Origin of the sequence: Roseateles sp. NT4 (assembly GCF_051857475.1) — a bacterium.
GTDB lineage: Bacteria > Pseudomonadota > Gammaproteobacteria > Burkholderiales > Burkholderiaceae_C > Pelomonas.
The window spans coordinates 1786240-1804354 of record NZ_JBPZGZ010000001.1 but is presented as its reverse complement, the minus strand read 5'-3'; the positions used below and the strand labels follow the sequence as shown (position 1 = coordinate 1804354).

18 protein-coding genes are annotated in these 18115 nt (G+C 67.9%); 17 read left to right on the top strand and 1 reads right to left on the bottom strand.

The window, feature by feature from the left end; all coding sequences use genetic code 11:
• Positions 1-92: 92 nt before the first annotated feature.
• Positions 93-908 carry an outer membrane protein assembly factor BamD gene (locus ACS5PN_RS08470; RefSeq protein WP_439463482.1) on the bottom strand — a complete coding sequence of 272 codons (816 nt, stop codon included), beginning with the start codon at positions 906-908 and terminating at the stop codon, positions 93-95.
• A gap of 43 nt (positions 909-951) precedes the next feature.
• Between ACS5PN_RS08470 and ACS5PN_RS08465 the strand changes: the two genes are divergently transcribed.
• The 17 genes from ACS5PN_RS08465 (at position 952) to ACS5PN_RS08385 (ending at position 18062) form a co-directional block, all read left to right on the top strand.
• Entirely contained in the window at positions 952-1950 is a 999-nt protein-coding gene (locus ACS5PN_RS08465; RefSeq protein WP_439463708.1) for an RluA family pseudouridine synthase, read from the top strand.
• A 249-nt stretch (positions 1951-2199) separates the two neighbouring features.
• Positions 2200-2961, top strand: a complete 762-nt coding sequence (gene scpB, locus ACS5PN_RS08460) for an SMC-Scp complex subunit ScpB (RefSeq protein ID WP_439463481.1) — start codon at positions 2200-2202, stop codon at positions 2959-2961.
• A complete protein-coding gene (locus ACS5PN_RS08455) occupies positions 2958-4943 on the top strand; it encodes a pseudouridine synthase (RefSeq protein ID WP_439463480.1) in 1986 nt (661 codons plus the stop codon). The genes scpB and ACS5PN_RS08455 overlap by 4 nt, the downstream gene beginning before the upstream one ends.
• Before the next feature lie 81 nt (positions 4944-5024).
• Positions 5025-5453 (top strand): nucleoside-diphosphate kinase, encoded by a 429-nt coding sequence (gene ndk, locus ACS5PN_RS08450; RefSeq protein WP_119045420.1) that lies wholly within the window; start codon positions 5025-5027, stop codon positions 5451-5453.
• A 40-nt stretch (positions 5454-5493) separates the two neighbouring features.
• A complete protein-coding gene (gene rlmN, locus ACS5PN_RS08445) occupies positions 5494-6603 on the top strand; it encodes a 23S rRNA (adenine(2503)-C(2))-methyltransferase RlmN (protein ID WP_439463479.1) in 1110 nt (369 codons plus the stop codon).
• Positions 6604-6631: 28 nt separating this feature from the next.
• Entirely contained in the window at positions 6632-7417 is a 786-nt protein-coding gene (gene pilW / locus ACS5PN_RS08440) for a type IV pilus biogenesis/stability protein PilW (protein ID WP_439463478.1), read from the top strand.
• Between the two features lie 9 nt (positions 7418-7426).
• Positions 7427-8365: a helix-turn-helix domain-containing protein gene (locus ACS5PN_RS08435; RefSeq protein ID WP_439463477.1), complete on the top strand. Its 939-nt coding sequence runs from the start codon at positions 7427-7429 to the stop codon at positions 8363-8365.
• Positions 8362-9636 (top strand): flavodoxin-dependent (E)-4-hydroxy-3-methylbut-2-enyl-diphosphate synthase, encoded by a 1275-nt coding sequence (ispG, locus tag ACS5PN_RS08430; protein WP_439463476.1) that lies wholly within the window; start codon positions 8362-8364, stop codon positions 9634-9636. The genes ACS5PN_RS08435 and ispG overlap by 4 nt, the downstream gene beginning before the upstream one ends.
• A complete protein-coding gene (gene hisS / locus ACS5PN_RS08425; RefSeq protein ID WP_439463475.1) occupies positions 9633-10940 on the top strand; it encodes a histidine--tRNA ligase in 1308 nt (435 codons plus the stop codon). Before ispG ends, hisS begins: the two co-directional genes overlap by 4 nt.
• A gap of 48 nt (positions 10941-10988) precedes the next feature.
• Complete coding sequence (locus tag ACS5PN_RS08420) at positions 10989-11660, top strand: YfgM family protein (RefSeq protein ID WP_439463474.1); 672 nt, start codon at positions 10989-10991, stop codon at positions 11658-11660.
• Entirely contained in the window at positions 11657-12793 is a 1137-nt protein-coding gene (bamB, locus tag ACS5PN_RS08415) for an outer membrane protein assembly factor BamB (RefSeq protein ID WP_439463473.1), read from the top strand. The genes ACS5PN_RS08420 and bamB overlap by 4 nt, the downstream gene beginning before the upstream one ends.
• A 10-nt stretch (positions 12794-12803) precedes the next feature.
• A complete protein-coding gene (gene der, locus ACS5PN_RS08410; RefSeq protein WP_310324662.1) occupies positions 12804-14141 on the top strand; it encodes a ribosome biogenesis GTPase Der in 1338 nt (445 codons plus the stop codon).
• Positions 14142-14221: 80 nt separating this feature from the next.
• Positions 14222-14464 carry an RNA chaperone Hfq gene (gene hfq, locus ACS5PN_RS08405; RefSeq protein WP_056198163.1) on the top strand — a complete coding sequence of 81 codons (243 nt, stop codon included), beginning with the start codon at positions 14222-14224 and terminating at the stop codon, positions 14462-14464.
• A gap of 10 nt (positions 14465-14474) precedes the next feature.
• The gene (gene hflX, locus ACS5PN_RS08400; RefSeq protein WP_439463472.1) at positions 14475-15728 is read left to right on the top strand and encodes a GTPase HflX; all 1254 of its coding nucleotides are present in this window, start codon (positions 14475-14477) and stop codon (positions 15726-15728) included.
• Positions 15725-16972 carry an FtsH protease activity modulator HflK gene (hflK, locus tag ACS5PN_RS08395; RefSeq protein WP_439463471.1) on the top strand — a complete coding sequence of 416 codons (1248 nt, stop codon included), beginning with the start codon at positions 15725-15727 and terminating at the stop codon, positions 16970-16972. The genes hflX and hflK overlap by 4 nt, the downstream gene beginning before the upstream one ends.
• Positions 16973-16986: 14 nt before the next feature.
• Positions 16987-17883, top strand: a complete 897-nt coding sequence (hflC, locus tag ACS5PN_RS08390) for a protease modulator HflC (RefSeq protein ID WP_439463470.1) — start codon at positions 16987-16989, stop codon at positions 17881-17883.
• Positions 17880-18062 carry a DUF2065 domain-containing protein gene (locus ACS5PN_RS08385; RefSeq protein WP_439463469.1) on the top strand — a complete coding sequence of 61 codons (183 nt, stop codon included), beginning with the start codon at positions 17880-17882 and terminating at the stop codon, positions 18060-18062. Before hflC ends, ACS5PN_RS08385 begins: the two co-directional genes overlap by 4 nt.
• The last annotated feature ends 53 nt before the right edge of the window (positions 18063-18115 follow it).

Genomic DNA, 18115 nt, shown 5'->3' with positions numbered 1-18115 from the left:
CCGCGAGCACATCGCCAGCGCGGGCCGGCTAGGGAGCGGCCCGGCGCTCGGCCCGGAAAAGAAAACGGGCCTGAGCGGCCCGTTAATTCACGTCACCACAACTGCCACCAGGGCTTCTTGCGGTTGGCGCCATTGCTGGCGTACTGGCTGTCGGGGAAGTTCTTGTCCAGCACGCGGCGGGCGTCGTCGCGCAGCTGGGTCAGGCCGAGCTTGTCGTAGCTCTCGCCCATGATGAACAGGCCTTCCTCGATGCCGGGCGCGTACTGGAACTCGGCCACGGCGGCCTGGGCGCGATTCGCCGCGGCCACATAGGCCTTGCGGTTGAAGTAGTAGCGGGCGACGTGGATTTCGTAGGCCGCCAGCGTGTTGGTGATGAAGTTGATGCGCGTCGTCGCTTCGGCCGAGTACTTGGAGTCGGGGAACTGCTCGACGAGCTGGCGGAAAGCCAGCAGGGCCTCGCGCGAGGCCTGCTGGTCGCGCTCGGCCACGTCCTGGTTGGCCAGGCGGCCAAACAGGCCCAAGTCCTCGTTGAAGTTGACGATGCCCTTCATGTACAGGGCATAGTCCATCGCCGGGCTGGAGGGGTTGAGCTTGATGAAGCGGTCCAGCGTCGTGATGGCCTGGGCGCGTTCGGCCGTGCGGTAGTAGGCCCAGGCCAGGTCCAGCGTGGCTTGCTGGCCCATGGTCGTGCCGGCGGCGCGGCCTTCGATCTTCTCCAGCGACTTGATGGCGCGGTCGTAGCTGCCGGCGTTCAGGTCGTCCTTGGCGTCTGCATACAATTTGTCCAGTGCCGCCTGGGAGTTCGGATCCTCCTTGGGCGTGGAGCTGCAACCGCTCAGGCCCAGCGCAAGGGCCATCAGCACAGCGCCGGCGGCGAAGCGGCCGGCCTTGAATTTCTCAACAAACATGTCTGAAGTCGACGGCGGTGCTGCCGGCTGGTCACGGAGAACGATGGACGCGGAGTATAGGGTGGGGGGTCAACAGGACTTCGAGCAGGACGCCGAGGATGCAGGCGAGGCGGAGCGGCGCGCCGCGGAAGTCGATGCCGCGGGCCATGGCGAGCGCCTGGACCGCTGGTTGACGACGCAGGCCCCGGAGTTCTCTCGCAACCATCTGCAGTCCCTCATCGAGCGCGGCTGCGTGACGCTGGACGGCAAGGTGCTGACCAAGGCCGCCCACAAGCTGCGCGCCGGCCAGCGCGTCGAGGTCGAACTGCAGCCCACCGATGAGAGCCGCGCCTTCCGCGCCGAGGCGATGGCGCTGGACTTCATCCACGAGGACGAGCACCTGGCGGTCGTCAACAAGCCGGCCGGCCTGGTCGTGCACCCGGCTGCCGGCAACTGGTCGGGCACCTTGATGAACGGCCTGCTGGCCCACCATTCCGCCGCGGCCGGTCTGCCGCGTGGCGGCATCGTGCACCGGCTGGACAAGGACACCAGCGGCCTGATGGTGGTGGGCAAGACCCTGGAAGGTGTGACCGCACTGAGCCGCATGATTGCGGCACGGGAGGTGCATCGCGAGTACCTGGCCCTGGCCTGGGGGCGCATCGAAGAGGCTTTCGTCGTCAACCAGGCCATGCGCCGCGACCCGGTGTCGCGCGTGAAGATGGCCATCGCCCCCGCCAATCTGGGCAAGCCGGCGCACACGGATTTCTTCCCGCTGGGCGTGGGGGAGGTCCATGGTCGGCCGATCAGCGCGGTGCACTGCGTGCTCCATACCGGGCGCACCCACCAGATCCGCGTGCATCTGATGCACAGTGGCCACCCCATGCTGGCCGACATCCTTTACGGCGGTACGCCGGCCCTGGGCCTGGCGCGGCAGGCCCTGCATGCCGCGCGCCTGTCCTTCACGCATCCGATCACCGGTGAGGCCCTGGTGCTGACCGCGCCGCTGCCCGCCGACATGGCCGCGGCCTGGTCCGAAATCGGTGCCGCCGACCTGCCGGCCTGAGACCGCTACAATGCACTCCGGTTGTCGTGGCAGCCAGCGCGCCCCGAATTCGACACACGGGGCGCGGCCCGCGCGGTTTGCAGTCCATCCGCCCGCCGGTCAACCACCCCGATCGCGTCCCGCTGGAAGGCTGCTGAGCCCCAAGCTGACGCCCGGACAGACCCCGTCCGCTTCGCCTGACGAACGCTGAGAGCGCGCAGGCCCGGACGGATTGCCAGACTTGGCCTGATTGAGGGCGCATTTGCGTTCATGAATACCCAGGATGCCAAGCGCGTCCTCGAGACCGCGCTGATCTGTGCCTCGCAGCCGCTGACGCTGCGCGAGATGCGCAGCCTGTTCGCCGACGAACTCGGCGCCGATACCGTGCGCAGCCTGCTCGACGAGCTGAGCCGCGACTGGGAGGGCAAGGGCGTCGAATTGGTGGCGCTGGCCTCGGGCTGGCGCTTCCAAAGCCGCCCCGAGCTGCGCGAATATCTCGACCGGCTGCACCCCGAGAAGCCGCCGCGCTACTCGCGCGCGGTGCTCGAGACGCTGGCCATCATTGCCTACCGCCAGCCGGTCACGCGCGGCGACATCGAGGACATCCGCGGCGTCGTCGTCGCGAGCCAGATCGTCAAGCAGCTCGAGGACCGTGGCTGGATCGAGGCCATCGGCCACCGCGAGACGCCGGGTCGCCCGGCGCTGTACGCGACGACCAAGGCCTTCCTCGACGACCTGGGCCTGGCCAGCCTGGAACAACTGCCGGCCCTGGACGTCGGCAGCGAGCCGCCGGCCTTCGAGGCCTTGCAGGGCCAGTTGCTGGACGCCGCCGAAGAGGCGCCGCCCGAATCACCTGCTGCAGAAGAGCCGGCTGCTGACGAGCCGGTTGCTGAAGAACCCGCCGCTGACGAACCAGCCCCCGCCGAGGCGCCCGCGCCGTCCCTGAGCCTGTTTGGCGACGACGGCACGCCGGCCCTCCCCAATCCCGATCCCGAAGATCCGCCCCCGCAAACCCAGCCCGAATCCGCATGAACGACGCTGCCGATCAAGACAAGCCCCTGTCCCCCGCCGCTGATGCCGAGGCGCCTGCCGCGCCCAAGCGCCGCCGCACGACGGCCAAGGCGGCCGCCGAGGCCGCTCCCGAAGCTGCTGCCGAGGTCGCCGAAACGCCCGTGCCGGTGAAGCGAACGCGCCGCAAGGCTGCCGAGACGGTGGCGGAAGAGGCCGCGCCGGCTCCTGAGGCCGCACCCGCCGAGGAGGCGCCGGCCCCGGCCCGCAAGCGCGCGCCGCGCAAGACGGCAGCCGCCGCTGAGGCGGTCGTTGAAGCGCCCGCGCCGGTCGTCGAGGCGCCTGCGCCCGCGCCCGTCTTCACGCTGGCCGATCAACCGTCGACCGCTGCGCCGCAAGGCGATGACGATGCGGACGAAGAAGGCGATGGCGAAGGCGAGGGCGGTGAGGACGGCGAGCGGGGTGGACGCAGCCGCAACCGTCGCCGCAACCGCAAGGAGCGCGCCGAGCGCCAGGCCGCGCAGGCGGCGGCAGGCGGTGAACCGGCAGGCGTCGTCCTAGCGCCTGAGCTCGTCGAGGCCGCGGGGGCGCGCTTCGCCGATGTGCTGTCGGGCAATCTGGACGCGGAATCGGAGGGCCCGATCGGCGAGCCGCCGCAGTTGCGCCCCGAGCCTGAAGAGGCGGCCGAGGAGGGCGGCGAGGGCGAGACCAAGCGCGTGCTGGCGCCCGATGCCGACGCGCCCAAGCTGCAGAAGGTGCTGGCCCAGGCCGGCATCGGTTCGCGTCGCGACATCGAGGACTGGATCTCCGAAGGCAAGATCGAGGTGAACGGCGAAGTGGCCCATGTCGGCCAGCGCATCTCCTTCGGCGACCGCGTGCGCGTCAACGGCAAGGACGTGCGCGTGCGCATCTCGCCGCCGAACCCGCGCATCCTGGCCTATCACAAGCCCACCGGCGAGGTCTCGACCTTCAACGATCCCGAAGGCCGACCCACCGTGTTCCGCTCCCTGCCGCGTGTGCAGGGCCAGAAGTGGCAGTCCGTCGGCCGCCTGGACATCAACACCGAAGGCCTGCTGCTGTTCACCAACTCCGGTGAACTGGCCAACCAGCTGATGCACCCGCGCTTTGGCGTGGAGCGCGAGTACGCGGCCCGCGTGCTGGGCTCGCTGAGCGACGAGCAGCGCGCCAAGCTGCTGGAAGGCGTCAATGTCGATGGCCAGACGGCAGCTTTCATGAACATCGAGGACGGCGGCGGCGAAGGCGCCAACCGCTGGTACCGCGTCACGATCACCGAAGGCCGCAACCGCGAGGTGCGCAAGCTCTTCGAGGCGGTCGGCATGGTGGTCAGCCGCCTGATCCGCATCCGCTATGGCACCGTCGTGCTGCCGCGCGGCCTCAAGCGTGGTGTCTGGGTGGAGCTGGGCGACGATGACGTGCGCGTCATCCGCCGCCTGGCGGGCCACACGAACAACAGCGGCCAGGGCCAGCAGCAGCAGGGCCATGGCCAGGGTCATCAACAAGGCCAGGGCAAGGGCCAGCAGCAGCCGCAAGGCAACAAGAACGACCGCAACAAGCGCCGCAACGATGACCGCCATGCCGGCGTCGGTCCGCGCCCCAGCCGTCCGCCCGAGCCGCAGCAGCCGCGCCCGCCCCGCGAGGAGCGCGCCCAGCGCCGTGACGACGACGATGAAGACGATGGCTTCATCCCTCACCACGTCAATCCGCTGGAGCAGACCTTCGACCGCCGTCACGCGACCAGTGGCAAGCGTGGCCTGCCGCAGGGCTTCGGCGCCGGCGGCAGCCAGCAGCACGACAGGCCCAAGGGCGGTGGTAACAAAGGCAACGGCCCGCGTGAACCCGATCCGATGCAGACCTCGGTGGGCTATATCGGCGGCGACGCTTTCCTGCGTCGTGGCGGCGGTGGTGGCCGTGGCGGCAAGGGTGGCGGCGGTGGTGGTGGTGGTGGCGGTGGACGCTCCGGCGGCGGCTACGGCGGCCGGCGCTGAAACCTGGGATGACCTGACTAGGGTCATCCCTGCCCGCTACAATCACAGGCTTTGTCCAATACGCCCCATCAGGAGAACCCCATGGCGATCGAAACCACCCTGTCCATCATCAAGCCCGATGCCGTGGCAAAGAACGTCATCGGCCAGATCTACGCCCGCTTCGAAGGCGCCGGCCTGAAGGTCGTGGCCGCCAAGATGGTGCACCTGTCGCGCGTTGAGGCCGAACAGTTCTACGCCGTCCACAAGGCCCGCCCCTTCTTCAACGACCTGGTCAACTTCATGATCAGCGGCCCCGTGATGATCCAGGCCCTGCAAGGCGAAGGCGCCATCCTGAAGAACCGTGACCTGATGGGCGCCACCGATCCCAAGAAGGCCGAAAAGGGCACCATCCGTGCCGACTTCGCCGACAGCATCGACGCCAACGCCGTGCACGGTTCCGACGCCGCCGAAACGGCCGCCGTCGAAGTGGCCTTCTTCTTCCCCGGCATGAACGTCTACTCGGGTCGTTAAACCCCCAACGGGGTCGGTGACCCCGGCCCAGAAAGTTCGTATGGACGCGGTCAACCTGCTCGGTTTTGATCTGCCAGGCCTGGCCGCCTACTGCGAGCAACTGGGCGAAAAGAAATTCCGTGCGACCCAGCTGTTCCGCTGGGTCCACCAGAAGGGCGCGTCGGACTTCGACCAGATGTCCGATCTCGCCAAATCCCTGCGCGACAAGCTCAAGGGCCGTGCCCACATCACCGCCTTGCCGGTGATCTCCGAACATGTATCGGCCGACGGCACCATCAAATGGCTGTTCGACGTCGGTGCCGGCAATGCCGTCGAGGCAGTGTTCATCCCTGAAGACGACCGCGGCACCCTGTGCATCTCCAGCCAGGCCGGCTGCGCCGTGGGCTGCCGTTTCTGTTCGACGGGCCACCAGGGTTTCAGCCGCAACCTGACGACGGCCGAGATCACGGCCCAGCTCTGGTTCGCCGAGCACAGCCTGCGCAAGCGCCAGAACACCGATGAACGCGTCATCTCCAACGTGGTGATGATGGGCATGGGCGAGCCGCTGCAGAACTATGACCAGCTGGTGCCTTCGCTCAAGACCATGCTGGACGACCATGGCTATGGCCTGAGCCGTCGCCGCGTGACGGTGTCGACCTCGGGCGTCGTGCCCATGATCGACCGCCTGCGCGAGGATTGCCCGGTCGCCCTGGCCGTCAGCCTGCATGCGCCGACCGATCCGCTGCGCGACCAGCTCGTGCCGCTGAACAAGAAATACCCCATCGCCGAGCTGCTGGACGCCTGCAACCGCTACCTCGAGAAGGCGCCGCGCGACTTCATCACCTTCGAGTACTGCATGTTGCAGGAGGTGAACGACTCGCCCGAGCAGGCCCGCGAACTGGTCAGGCTGCTGAAGAACAAGATCGGCTGCAAGATCAACCTGATCCCCTTCAATCCCTTCCCGGCTTCGGGCCTGACGCGCAGCACGAATGCGCGCGTGCAGGCCTTTGCCGAGGTGCTGATCCAGGCCGGCATCGTCACGACCGTGCGCAAGACGCGCGGTGACGACATCGACGCCGCCTGCGGTCAGCTGGCCGGTGAGGTCCAGGACCGCACCCGCGCGCATATCCGCATGGTCAGGGCACCCGTCACGGTGGCCAAATCCACCTGATGCCCTGGTGCCCACCTTAGAGGATTCGATGAAGCGACTGCTGATCGTTCTGACCACTGCCTTGCTTGCCGCCTGCGCCGGCACCGGTACCGCCCCCAGCGGCGACCGCGAGATCAAGACCGACTCCGACCAGACCGACGCCGATCGCCGCGCCGGCATCCGGCTCGAGCTGGCTCAGGGCTATTTCTCGCGGGGCCAGTTCAACACCGCCCTGGACGAGCTCAAGCTGGCCCTGCAGGCCAAGCCGGACATGCGCGAGGCCGTCAATCTGCGTGCCCTGATCTACGGCGCCATGGGTGAGACTCAACTGGCTGAAGACACTTTCCGTCGTGCGCTGGCCGTCTACCCCAACGACCCCGACACCCTGCACAACTACGGCTGGTTCATGTGCCAGCAACAGCGCTGGCCCACGGCGGATTCGCTGTTCGACCAGGCGCTGGCGGTGTCCACCTACCGCGCGCCGGCCCGCACCCTGCTGGCCAAGGGTGTCTGCGAGGCGCGCGCCGGCCGCATGCTGGTGGCCGAGAAGACGCTGCAGCGCGCCTTCGAGCTCGACCCCGGCAATCCGGCCATCGCCGTCAACCTGGCCGAGGTGCTCTACCGCAACCGTGAGCTGGAGCGGGCCCGCTTCTATGCCAAGCGCGTCAATGCCCAGCCCGAGCAGACCAATGCGCAGAGCCTGTGGCTGCAACTGCGCATCGAACGCAAGATGAACAACAGCGGCACGGTCGACGATCTGGCCATGCAGCTGCGCCGCAAATACCCCCAGGCCCCCGAGACCCAGGCCCTGGACGCTGGCCGCTACGACGAATAAGCCGTGATCGTGGCCCACAACAAGAACGAGACGATGGAACCCATCTCCGAGGGACCCGCCAGCCAGGCCACCACTGCGGGTGCCTGGCTCAGGAGCGCGCGCCAGCAGCGCGGCCTGCACATCGCCGCCTTGGCCGTCATGCTCAAGGTGCCACAGGCCAAGCTGGAGGCCCTGGAGGCCGACCGCTTCGACCAGTTGCCCGACGCCACCTTTGCACGGGCCCTGGCCACGGCCATGTGCCGTGCCCTCAAGGTCGATCCGGCGCCCGTGCTGGCCCTGCTGCCGCGCACGCGCGACCGCGAGTTCGATGTTCGCCCCGGGCTCAACCAGCCCTTTCGCGAGCGCAGCGCCGGTCCCATCGACGGTGGCGTTCTGGCCCTGCTGCTCAAGCCCGTCGTCTGGGGCCCGGTGCTGCTGCTGGTCGCCGCCGCCGCCGTCTACTGGATTCCGGCCGGCTGGCTGCCCGAGCGTGACAGCACGGCGTCGTCGTCGGCCTCGTCCGGTACCGTCGTCGCTGCCGCGGCCAGCGCGCCTGTCGTCGAGTTCGTGCCGGCGCCCGCGGCCTCGGAGCCCGTGGTGACGGTGCCAGCAGTGGCGCCCGTCTCTTTGCCTGTCGCCTCCGCGCCTTTGCAGGTGCGCGACGTCGCGCCGCCGCCGGCCGCCTTGCCGGCCTCTGCGCCGGCCGTGAAGGCCACGGTCACCGCGGCGACGGGCAGTGCGCTGCGCCTGACGGCCACGGCCGACACCTGGGTCGAGGTCACCGACGCCCAGGGCCAGATGCTGCTGTCGCGCGTGCTGCGCTCGGGCGAACAGCAGGAATTCACCGGCGCAGCGCCCTACAAGGTGCGCGTCGGCAATGTGCGCGGCACCCGGATCGAATGGCGCGGTGGCGCCATTGATCTCGCGGCGCTCGCCAAGGACAACGTCGCTCGACTGGAGTTGAAATGAGCGAATGGATCATTCCCGAAGCCAAGCCGGCGCCGCGCAGGAGCCGCCAGGCCCGCGTCGTCTGGGGCCAGCGCGTCGTCACCATCGGCGGTGACGCGCCGGTGCGCGTGCAGTCCATGACCAACACCGACACGGTGGACGCCATCGGCACGGCCATCCAGATCAAGGAACTGGCCATCGCCGGCTCGGAGCTGGTGCGCATCACCGTCAACACGCCCGAGGCCGCCGAACAGGTGCCCTATATCCGCGAGCAGCTGGATCGCATGGGCATCGACGTGCCCCTGGTGGGCGACTTCCACTACAACGGTCACCGCCTGTTGACCGAATACCCGGCCATGGCCCAGGCCCTGTCCAAGTACCGCATCAACCCCGGCAACGTCGGCAAGGGCGACAAGAAGGACAAGCAGTTCGCGATGATGGTCGAGGCCGCGGCCAGGTACGACAAGGTCGTGCGCATCGGCGTCAACTGGGGCAGCCTCGACCAGGAGCTGCTCGCCCAGTTCATGGACGAGAACGCCCGTCGCGCCCAGCCCTGGGACGCCAAGCCCGTCATGTACCAGGCCCTGGTCGAGTCGGCGCTGACCTCCGCCACCTATGCCGCCGAGCTGGGCCTCAACCCCGACAACATCATCATCAGCTGCAAGGTCAGCGGCGTGCAGGACCTGATCTCGGTCTACCGCGAGCTGGCCCGTCGCTGCGACTATGCGCTGCACCTGGGCCTGACCGAAGCCGGCATGGGCACCAAGGGCACGGTGGCCTCGTCGGTGGCCCTGGGCATCCTGGCCCAGGAAGGCATCGGCGACACCATCCGTGTCAGCCTGACACCCCAGCCGGGCGAGTCGCGCACGCAAGAGGTCGTCGTGGCCCTCGAGATCCTGCAGGCCCTGGGTCTGCGTCACTTCAACCCCAGCGTGACGGCCTGCCCGGGTTGCGGTCGCACCACCAGCACCACCTTCCAGGAGCTGGCCAAGCAGATCGACGACTTCCTGCGCCTGCAGATGCCGGTCTGGCGCAACAAGTACCCCGGCGTCGAAGAGATGAAAGTGGCCGTCATGGGCTGCATCGTCAACGGCCCCGGCGAGAGCAAGCATGCCGACATCGGCATCAGCCTGCCCGGCACCGGCGAGGCGCCGGCCGCCCCCGTCTTCATCGACGGCGAAAAGGCCGTGACCCTGCGCGGCGACAACATCGCGGCCGAGTTCCACGCCCTGGTCGAGAACTACATCGACAAGCGCTTCGGCGCGACCGCTACCGAGTCAGCTACTGCATGAGCAAAACCATCCAGGCCGTGAAGGGGATGAACGACATCCTCCCGGCCAGCGTCACCCGCAAGGACAAGCTGCCGAGCAGCGAACTGTGGAGCTGGTTCGAGACCACGCTGCGCAAGGTGCTGTCGAGCTACGGCTATCAGTACATGCTGACGCCCATCGTCGAGCCCACGGCGCTCTTCGTGCGCGGCCTGGGCGAGGTGACCGACATTGTCGAGAAGGAGATGTATTCCTTCACCGACAGCATGAACGGCGACCAGCTGACGCTGCGCCCCGAGGCGACGGCCGGCATCGTGCGCGCCATGGTCGAGCACAACGCCCTCTACAACGGTCCGCTGCGACTGTGGACCATGGGCCCGATGTTCCGCCACGAGCGCCCGCAGAAGGGCCGCTACCGCCAGTTCAACCAGCTTGACGTCGAGGCCCTGGGATTCAACGGCCCGGATGTGGACGCCGAAGTCATCCTGATGGCGCGCCGCCTGCTGCAGGCCCTGGGACTGGTCGTCGGCCAGCATGTGCGCCTGGAGCTGAACTCCCTGGGCCAGCCGGCCGAGCGCAACGCCCACCGCGCCGCGTTGATCGCCCACTTCGAGGCCCACGCCGACAAGCTGGACGAGGACGGCAAGAAGCGCCTGCACAGCAACCCGCTGCGCATCCTGGACAGCAAGAACCCGGCGATGCAGCCCGTCATCGAGGCGGCTCCCAAGCTGATGGACTTCCTCGGCACAGACACGCTGGCCCACTTCAATGCCGTGCGTGCCATCCTCGACGCCGCCGGCCTGGAGTACCGCGTCAACACCCGCCTGGTGCGGGGCATGGACTACTACAACCTGACCGTCTTCGAATGGGTGACCGATCAGCTCGGCTCCCAGGGCACGGTCTGCGGCGGTGGCCGTTATGACGGCCTGTTCGAGCAACTCGGCGGCAAGCCGACGCCGGCCGTGGGCTTCGGCCTGGGCATCGAGCGCCTGCTGCTGCTGATCGACGAACTTGGCCTGCCGGTGCCGTCCGCCGCGCCGCACGCCTACGCCATCCTGCCCGACGCGACCGCGCTGCCCCAGGCCATGCTGGCGCTGGAGGCCCTGCGCGAAGCCGGCGTCCGCGTGCAGATGCACGCCGGTGGAGGCTCCTTCAAGTCGCAGTTCAAGAAGGCCGATGGCTCCGGTGCGCGTTTCGCCCTCGTCTTCGGTGCCGACGAACTGGCGCGCGGCGAAGTGGCTGTCAAACCCCTGCGTGAAGGCGGCGAACAGGTCAGCCGGCCACTTGCCGACGTGGCCGCCTGGGCCGCCGATCTGCTCCCCGCATAATCCCGGGCCTCCCGCGCCCGTTTTTCCCCTTTTCTCGAAGTTTTCCCCATGGCTGCCCATCTCGACCTCGAAGAACAAGAACAACTTGAACAACTCAAAGCGTTCTGGAAGCGCTGGGGCAACCTCATCACCTGGGTGCTGACCGCCGTGCTGGCCGCCTTCGCTGCCTGGCAGGGTTGGAACTGGTATCAGCGTGACCAGGCCGCCAAGGCTTCCGCGATGTACGACGAGTTCGACCGCGCCCTGACCGCCCAGGACCTCGACAAGGCCGCCATCGCCGCGGGCGACCTGAAGGCCCGCTATGCCGGTACCGGTTATGCGGCCCAGGCCGGTCTGCAGGTTGCCAAGCTGCAGCAGGACAAGGGCAAGCTCGACGACGCCAAGCAGAGCCTGAACTGGGTGGCCGAGCAGGGTGCCGAGGGCGGTGCCTACCGCGACGTCGCCCGTCTGCGCCTGGCTGGCCTGCAGCTCGACGCCAAGGCCTACGACGAGGCCGCCAAGACCCTGGACGCGGTCAAGTCGACCGAATTTGCCGCCCTGGTGGCCGACCGCCGTGGCGACCTGCTGCTGCTGCAGGACAAGCGCGACGCCGCCAAGGCCGAATACCAGAAGGCCCTGGCCGGGCTGGAAAAGACCCAGGACTACCGCCGCATCGTCGAGGCCAAGCTGGCCACGCTGGGCGTGCCCACCGCCGTCGAGGCTGCCGGAGCCGCGCAATGAGGCGCGTCGTCCTGATTTCGCTGCTCGCAGCCTCGCTGAGTGGCTGCTCGTCGATCAGCTCGACCTGGAACAACTGGTTCGGCGATGAGAAGAGCAAGCCGGCGCCGCTGGAGGCCCTGTCGGGCCCCGCCACGGGCCGCATCGTCTGGAGCGCCAAGGGCGGTGACATCACCTTCCCGCTGAGCATCGCGACGCCGGCCGACCGCTTCGTCGTCGCCAGCATCGACGGCCAGGTGCGTGCCCTGTCGGCTGCCGACGGCAGTGAGCTGTGGCGTGGCGACGTGGGCAACAAGCTGTTGGCCGGCGTGGGCAGCGACGGCCGCTTCGCCGCCGTCGTCAACCGCGACAACGAGCTCGTCGTGCTGGACGCCGGCAAGGTGACCTGGAAAAAGGCCCTGCCGACGCCCGTCGTCGCGGCCCCGCTGGTCGCCGGTGAGCGCGTCTTCGCGCTGACCCTGGACCGCCAGGTGCTGGCCTTCGACGCGCTGGACGGCCGCAAGATCTGGGAACTGAAGCGTCCCGGCGAGCCGCTGACGCTGGCCAAGGCCGGCGTGCTGCTGGCCTACAAGGACACCCTGGTCGTTGGCCAGGGGCCGCGTCTGGCGGGCATCGACCCGGTCAAGGGCCAGCTGCGCTGGGAGGCCAGCGTGGCCACGCCGCGCGGCACCAATGAAGTCGAGCGCCTGGCCGACCTGGTGGGCCCGGCCCAGCGCCAGGGCGAGCTGATCTGCGCCCGCGCCTTTCAGTCCTCGGTCGGCTGCATCAACGCCGAGCGCGGCAGCGCGCTGTGGAACCGCGTTGTCGGCGGCACCAACGGCATCGGCGCCGACTCGCAAATCGTCGTCGCTGGCGATGCCTCGGATCGCCTGTCGGCCTGGAAGCTGGCCAACGGCGACCTGGCTTGGTCGGCCGACCAGTTCCAGCGCCGCAAGCTCTCCGAGCCCGTCGTCATCGGCAAGCAGATCCTCGTCGGCGACTTCGAGGGCCAGTTGCATCTGATCGACCGCGACACCGGCAAGACCCGCTCGCGCCTGGCGACCGATGGCTCGGCCGTGGTCACCATCACCGTGCTGGGCGAGACGGCCCTGGTCGCCACAAAGAATGGTGGCCTGTTCGCCATCAAGGCTGAATGAAACCCGCGAAATGAAACCGGTCATTGCCCTGGTCGGCCGCCCCAATGTGGGCAAGTCGACGCTGTTCAACCGCCTGACGAAGTCGCGCGACGCCATCGTGGCCGACTTCGCCGGCCTGACGCGCGACCGCCACTACGGTGACGGCCGCCTCGGCGATCGCGAGTTCATCTGCATCGACACCGGCGGCTTCGAACCCGACAGCAGCACCGGCATCGTCAAGGAGATGGCCAAGCAGACCAAGCAGGCCGTCGCCGAGGCCGACGCGGTCATCTTCGTCGTCGACATCCGCCTGGGTCTGTCGGCCCACGACAGCGACATCGCCCGCTACCTGCGCAGCGTCAACAAGCGCGTGCACCTGGCCGTCAACAAGGCCGAGGGCATGAGCGAGTCGCCGCTGCTGGCCGAGTTCCACGAGCTGGGCATGGGCGAGCCCCACCCGATCTCGTCAGCCCACGGCCAGGGCATCCGCAGCCTGCTGGACGCCGTGCTGGAGCCCTTCGAGGACACCAGCGAGGAGTTCGGCGCCGGCCCGCAGCAGGATGGCGTCATCCGCCTGGCCGTGGCCGGCCGCCCGAATGTCGGCAAGAGCACGCTGATCAACACCTGGCTGGGCGAGGAGCGGCTGGTCGCCTTCGACATGCCGGGCACGACGCGCGACGCGATTGCCGTGGACTTCGAGCGCAACGGCCAGAAGTTCAAGCTCATCGATACGGCCGGTCTGCGCCGCAAGGGCAAGGTCTTCGAGGCCATCGAGAAGTTCTCGGTCGTCAAGACCCTGCAGGCGATTGCCGACGCCCACGTCGTGCTGCTGCTGCTGGATGCCACGCAAGGCGTGACCGACCAGGATGCCCACATCGCCGGCTACATCCTGGACAGCGGCCGCGCCGTCGTGCTGGCCTGCAACAAGTGGGACGCCGTCGACAGCTACCAGCGCGAGACGCTGAAGCGCCAGATCGAGCAGCGCCTGGCCTTCCTGAAGTTCGCGCCCATGCACAACATCTCTGCGCTGAAGCGCCAGGGTCTGTCGGCGCTGTGGAACGCGATGGCCGACGCCTATGCCTCGGCCTACCGCAAGATGACCACGCCGGTGCTGACCCGCCTGATCCAGGAGGCCGTGGAGCACCAGCAGCCCAAGCGCTCGGGTGTTTCGCGCCCCAAGATGCGCTATGCCCACCAGGGCGGCCAGAACCCGCCCATCGTCGTCATCCACGGCAATGCGCTGGACGGCGTCACCGAGGTCTACAAGCGCTACCTGGAAGGCCGCATCCGCGCCCACTACAAGCTGGTCGGAACGCCGCTGAAGATCGAGCTACGTTCTTCGAAGAATCCCTTCGACGAAAAGACCTAGGCTGACGCCCGGCACCCGTGGGACCGTGTGTTAAGGTCTTACCCGTAGTCCCCACCCCCCCGATAACTCGGAGCATACCGATGAGCAACAAAGGCCAACTTTTGCAGGACCCCTTTTTGAACCTGCTTCGCAAAGAGCATGTGCCCGTTTCGATCTACCTCGTGAACGGCATCAAGCTCCAAGGCCACATCGAATCGTTTGACCAGTACGTCGTCCTGCTGCGCAACACCGTGACGCAGATGGTCTACAAGCACGCGATCTCGACCGTCGTGCCGGGCCGCGCCGTCAACTTCCACGCCGGCGACGCCCCCGCGGACGCCTGATCCCCACCCCTTGTCCTCGACCTCTGCCCACGACGCGACGCCGCCCTCCGAGGCGGCGCGCGCCATTCTTGTGGGTGTCGATTTCGGTCGCCACCGCTCCGCCCAAGGGTTCGACGAGAGCCTGGACGAACTGGCCTTGCTGGCCGAATCCGCCGGCGACACGCCGGTGGCCAAGATCATCGCGCGCCGCCCGGCGCCCGATGCGGCCCTGTTCGTGGGCTCCGGCAAGGCCGACGAGATCAAGCTCCTCGTGCAGGCCCACCAAGCTCACACGGTGCTGTTCGATCAGGCCATCTCGCCGGCCCAGCAACGCAACCTGGAGCGCGTCCTCGGCGTGCCCGTGGCCGACCGCACGGCACTGATCCTCGAGATCTTTGCCGCCCGCGCGCAAAGCCACGAGGGCAAGTTGCAGGTCGAGCTGGCGCGGCTGCAATACCTGGCCACGCGCCTGGTGCGGCGCTGGAGCCACCTGGAGCGCCAGAGCGGCGGCATCGGCATGCGCGGCGGTCCCGGCGAGGCCCAGATCGAGCTGGACCGTCGCATGATCGACGACCGCATTAAGAAGACCAAGGAGCGGCTGAAGCAGGTGCAGCGCCAGCGCAGCACCCAGCGCAAGTCCCGCTCGCGCAATGGCGTCTTCAAGGTCTCCCTGGTCGGCTACACGAACGCGGGCAAGAGCACGCTGTTCAACGCGCTGACCAAGGCGCGCGCCTATGCGGCCAACCAGCTGTTCGCGACCCTGGACACGACGACCCGCTCCCTCTACCTCGAGCAGGCGGCAGCCAGCGTGTCGCTGTCCGACACGGTGGGTTTCATCCGCGACCTGCCGCACAAGCTCGTCGAGGCCTTCCGCGCGACGCTGCAGGAGGCGGCCGATGCCGACCTGCTGCTGCATGTCATCGACGCGGCCAGCCCCGTGCTGGATGAGCAGATGGTCGAGGTCGAGCGCGTGCTGGAAGAAATCGGCGCCAGCGGCGTGCCGCAGATCCTGGTCTACAACAAGCAGGACCTGCTGCCCGACGACCAGCGCCCGCGCGAGATCGTCGACGCCATGCTGCGCCCCAACGGCAGCACCGAGCCGACGCCACGCGTCTTCGTCAGCGCGCTGGACGGCAGCGGCCTGGCCGAGTTGCGCCAGCTGATTGCGACGGCCATGCAGACCCAGCCCTTGATTCCCGACGAGCGGGACCCACGTTTCGACGCTGATCCGTCGCCGTCATCCGATGACGGCGACCCCTCTTCCTCAGACCCTTCCAAGGCATGAGCAGCACTCCCCACACCCCGCCCCGCAGCAGCTGGGCCCAGCGTCTGATGACGCCCGTGGCACGCGCCGCAGGCCGGCTGCTGAACAACGGCCGCAATGACGGCCCGCCCGATCTGGACGAGCTCTGGCGCGATTTCAATCGCAAGCTGTCGGGCATGTTCGGTGGCAAGTCCGGCGGGCCTTCGGGTCCGAATGGCTCCGGCGGTTCGCCCGACATGAAGGGCGCAGGCATCGGCGTGGGCCTCATCGCCGGCGTCGTGGCCCTGGGCTGGCTGGCCAGCGGCTTCTTCATCGTGCAGGAAGGCCAGCAGGGCGTCATCACGTCCTTCGGCAAGTACCAGAAGACCGTCGAGGCGGGCTTCCAGTGGCGCGCGCCTTATCCCTTCCAGGCCCACGAGATCCAGCCGGTCTCGCAGCTGCGCCAGGTCGAGGTGGGCCGCAGTTCGGTCGTCGCGGCCACGGGCCTGCGCGACTCGTCCATGCTGACCCAGGACGAGAACATCGTCGACATCCGTTTCTCGGTGCAGTTCACCATCCGTGACCTGAAGGACTTTCTGTTCGAGAACCGCGACCCCGAGCAAGCTGTGTTGCTGGCCGCCGAGTCGGCCGTGCGCGAGATCGTCGGCAAGAGCACGATGGATTCTGTGCTTTACGAGCAGCGCGACGCCATCGCTGCCGATCTGGTCAAGTCCATCCAGGCCCAGCTCGACCGCCTCAAGGCCGGCATCCAGGTCAAGAGCGTCAACGTGCAGAGCGTGCAGCCGCCCGAGCAGGTGCAGGCCGCCTTCGACGACGTGCAGAAGGCCAATGCCAACCGCGAGCAGTTGAAGAACGACGCGCAGGCCTACGCCAACGACAAGATCCCAGGTGCCCGCGGCGACGCCGCCAAGCTGCGCGAGCAGGCCGAGGGCTACAAGGCCAGCGTCATCGCGCGCGCCGAGGGTGATGCGGAGCGTTTCAAGAGCGTGCTGGCCGAGTACCAGAAGGCGCCCCAGGTCACGCGCGACCGCATCTACATCGACACGATGCAGCAGATCTACAGCAATGTCAGCAAGGTCATGGTGGACAGCCGGACCGGCTCCAACCTGCTCTACCTGCCGCTGGACAAGCTGATCCAGCAGGGCAGCAGCGGCACGGTGACCGTGTCGCCGCCGCAGCCCACGACCCTGCCCGAGCCCACGACATTGCCAAGCAGCAATGACCTGCGCAGCCGTGACAACCAGCGCAGCCGCGACGGCCGCTGATTGAGGACCCTCTCATGAACCGTATTGCCGCCATCCTCGCCGGCGCCATCGTCGTCCTGATGCTGCTGTCGTCGATGCTCTTCATCGTCGATCAGCGCCAGTTCGCTGCCGTCTACGCGCTGGGCGAGATCAAGGAAGTCATCACCGAGCCGGGCCTGAAGTTCAAGCTGCCGCCGCCGCTGCAGAACGTCGTGCTGCTGGACCGCCGCGTGCAGACCCTGGACAGCAGCGAGTCGCGCCCCATCTTCACGGCCGAGAAGAAGAGCCTGGTCATCGACTGGCTGATCAAGTGGCGCATCGCCGAGCCGCGCCAGTTCATCCGCAACAGCGGCGCCGACGTGCGCAATGTCGAGAACCGCCTCGCGCCGGTCGTGCAGGCCGCCTTCAACGAGGAAGTGACCAAGCGCACCGTCATCGCCGTGCTGGCCACCGAGCGCGAGAAGATCATGCAGGACGTGCGCAAGCGCCTGGCCGACGAGGCCAAGCAGTTCGGCATCGAGGTCGTTGACGTGCGCATCAAGCGCGTGGACTTTGCCTCCAGCATCACGGACTCGGTCTACAAGCGCATGGACTCAGAGCGCAAGCGCGTGGCCGCCGAGGCGCGTTCCACCGGCACCGCCGAGGGCGAGAAGATCAAGGCCGATGCCGACCGCCAGCGCGAAATCATCGTCGCCGAGGCCTTCCGTGATGCCCAGAAGATCAAGGGCGAAGGCGATGCCAAGGCATCGGCCCTGTATGCCGAGGCCTTTGGCCGCGACCCACAGTTCGCGCAGTTCTACCGCTCGCTGGAGGCCTATCGCGCCAGCTTCAACAAGAAGAGCGATGTGATGGTCGTCGATCCGTCCAGTGACTTCTTCAAGGCCATGCGGGGCTCCGGCGCCGCTCCTGCCGCCGCGCCCGCGCGCAAGTGACAGAGCTGCTGACCGCGCTCGCGCTGGTCATGGTGATCGAGGGGCTGATGCCCCTGGTCAGCCCGGCGCGTTGGCGCGAGGTCTTCAGCCGCATCCTTGCGATGAGCGATGGGCAGATCCGCTTCATCGGCCTGGTCAGCATCCTGATGGGCCTTTTCGGGCTGCTTTGGTTGCGTTGATCTGAAGGCTTGCAGGGCTGGGGCGGGGGAGGGCATAGGTACAATGCCGTTTT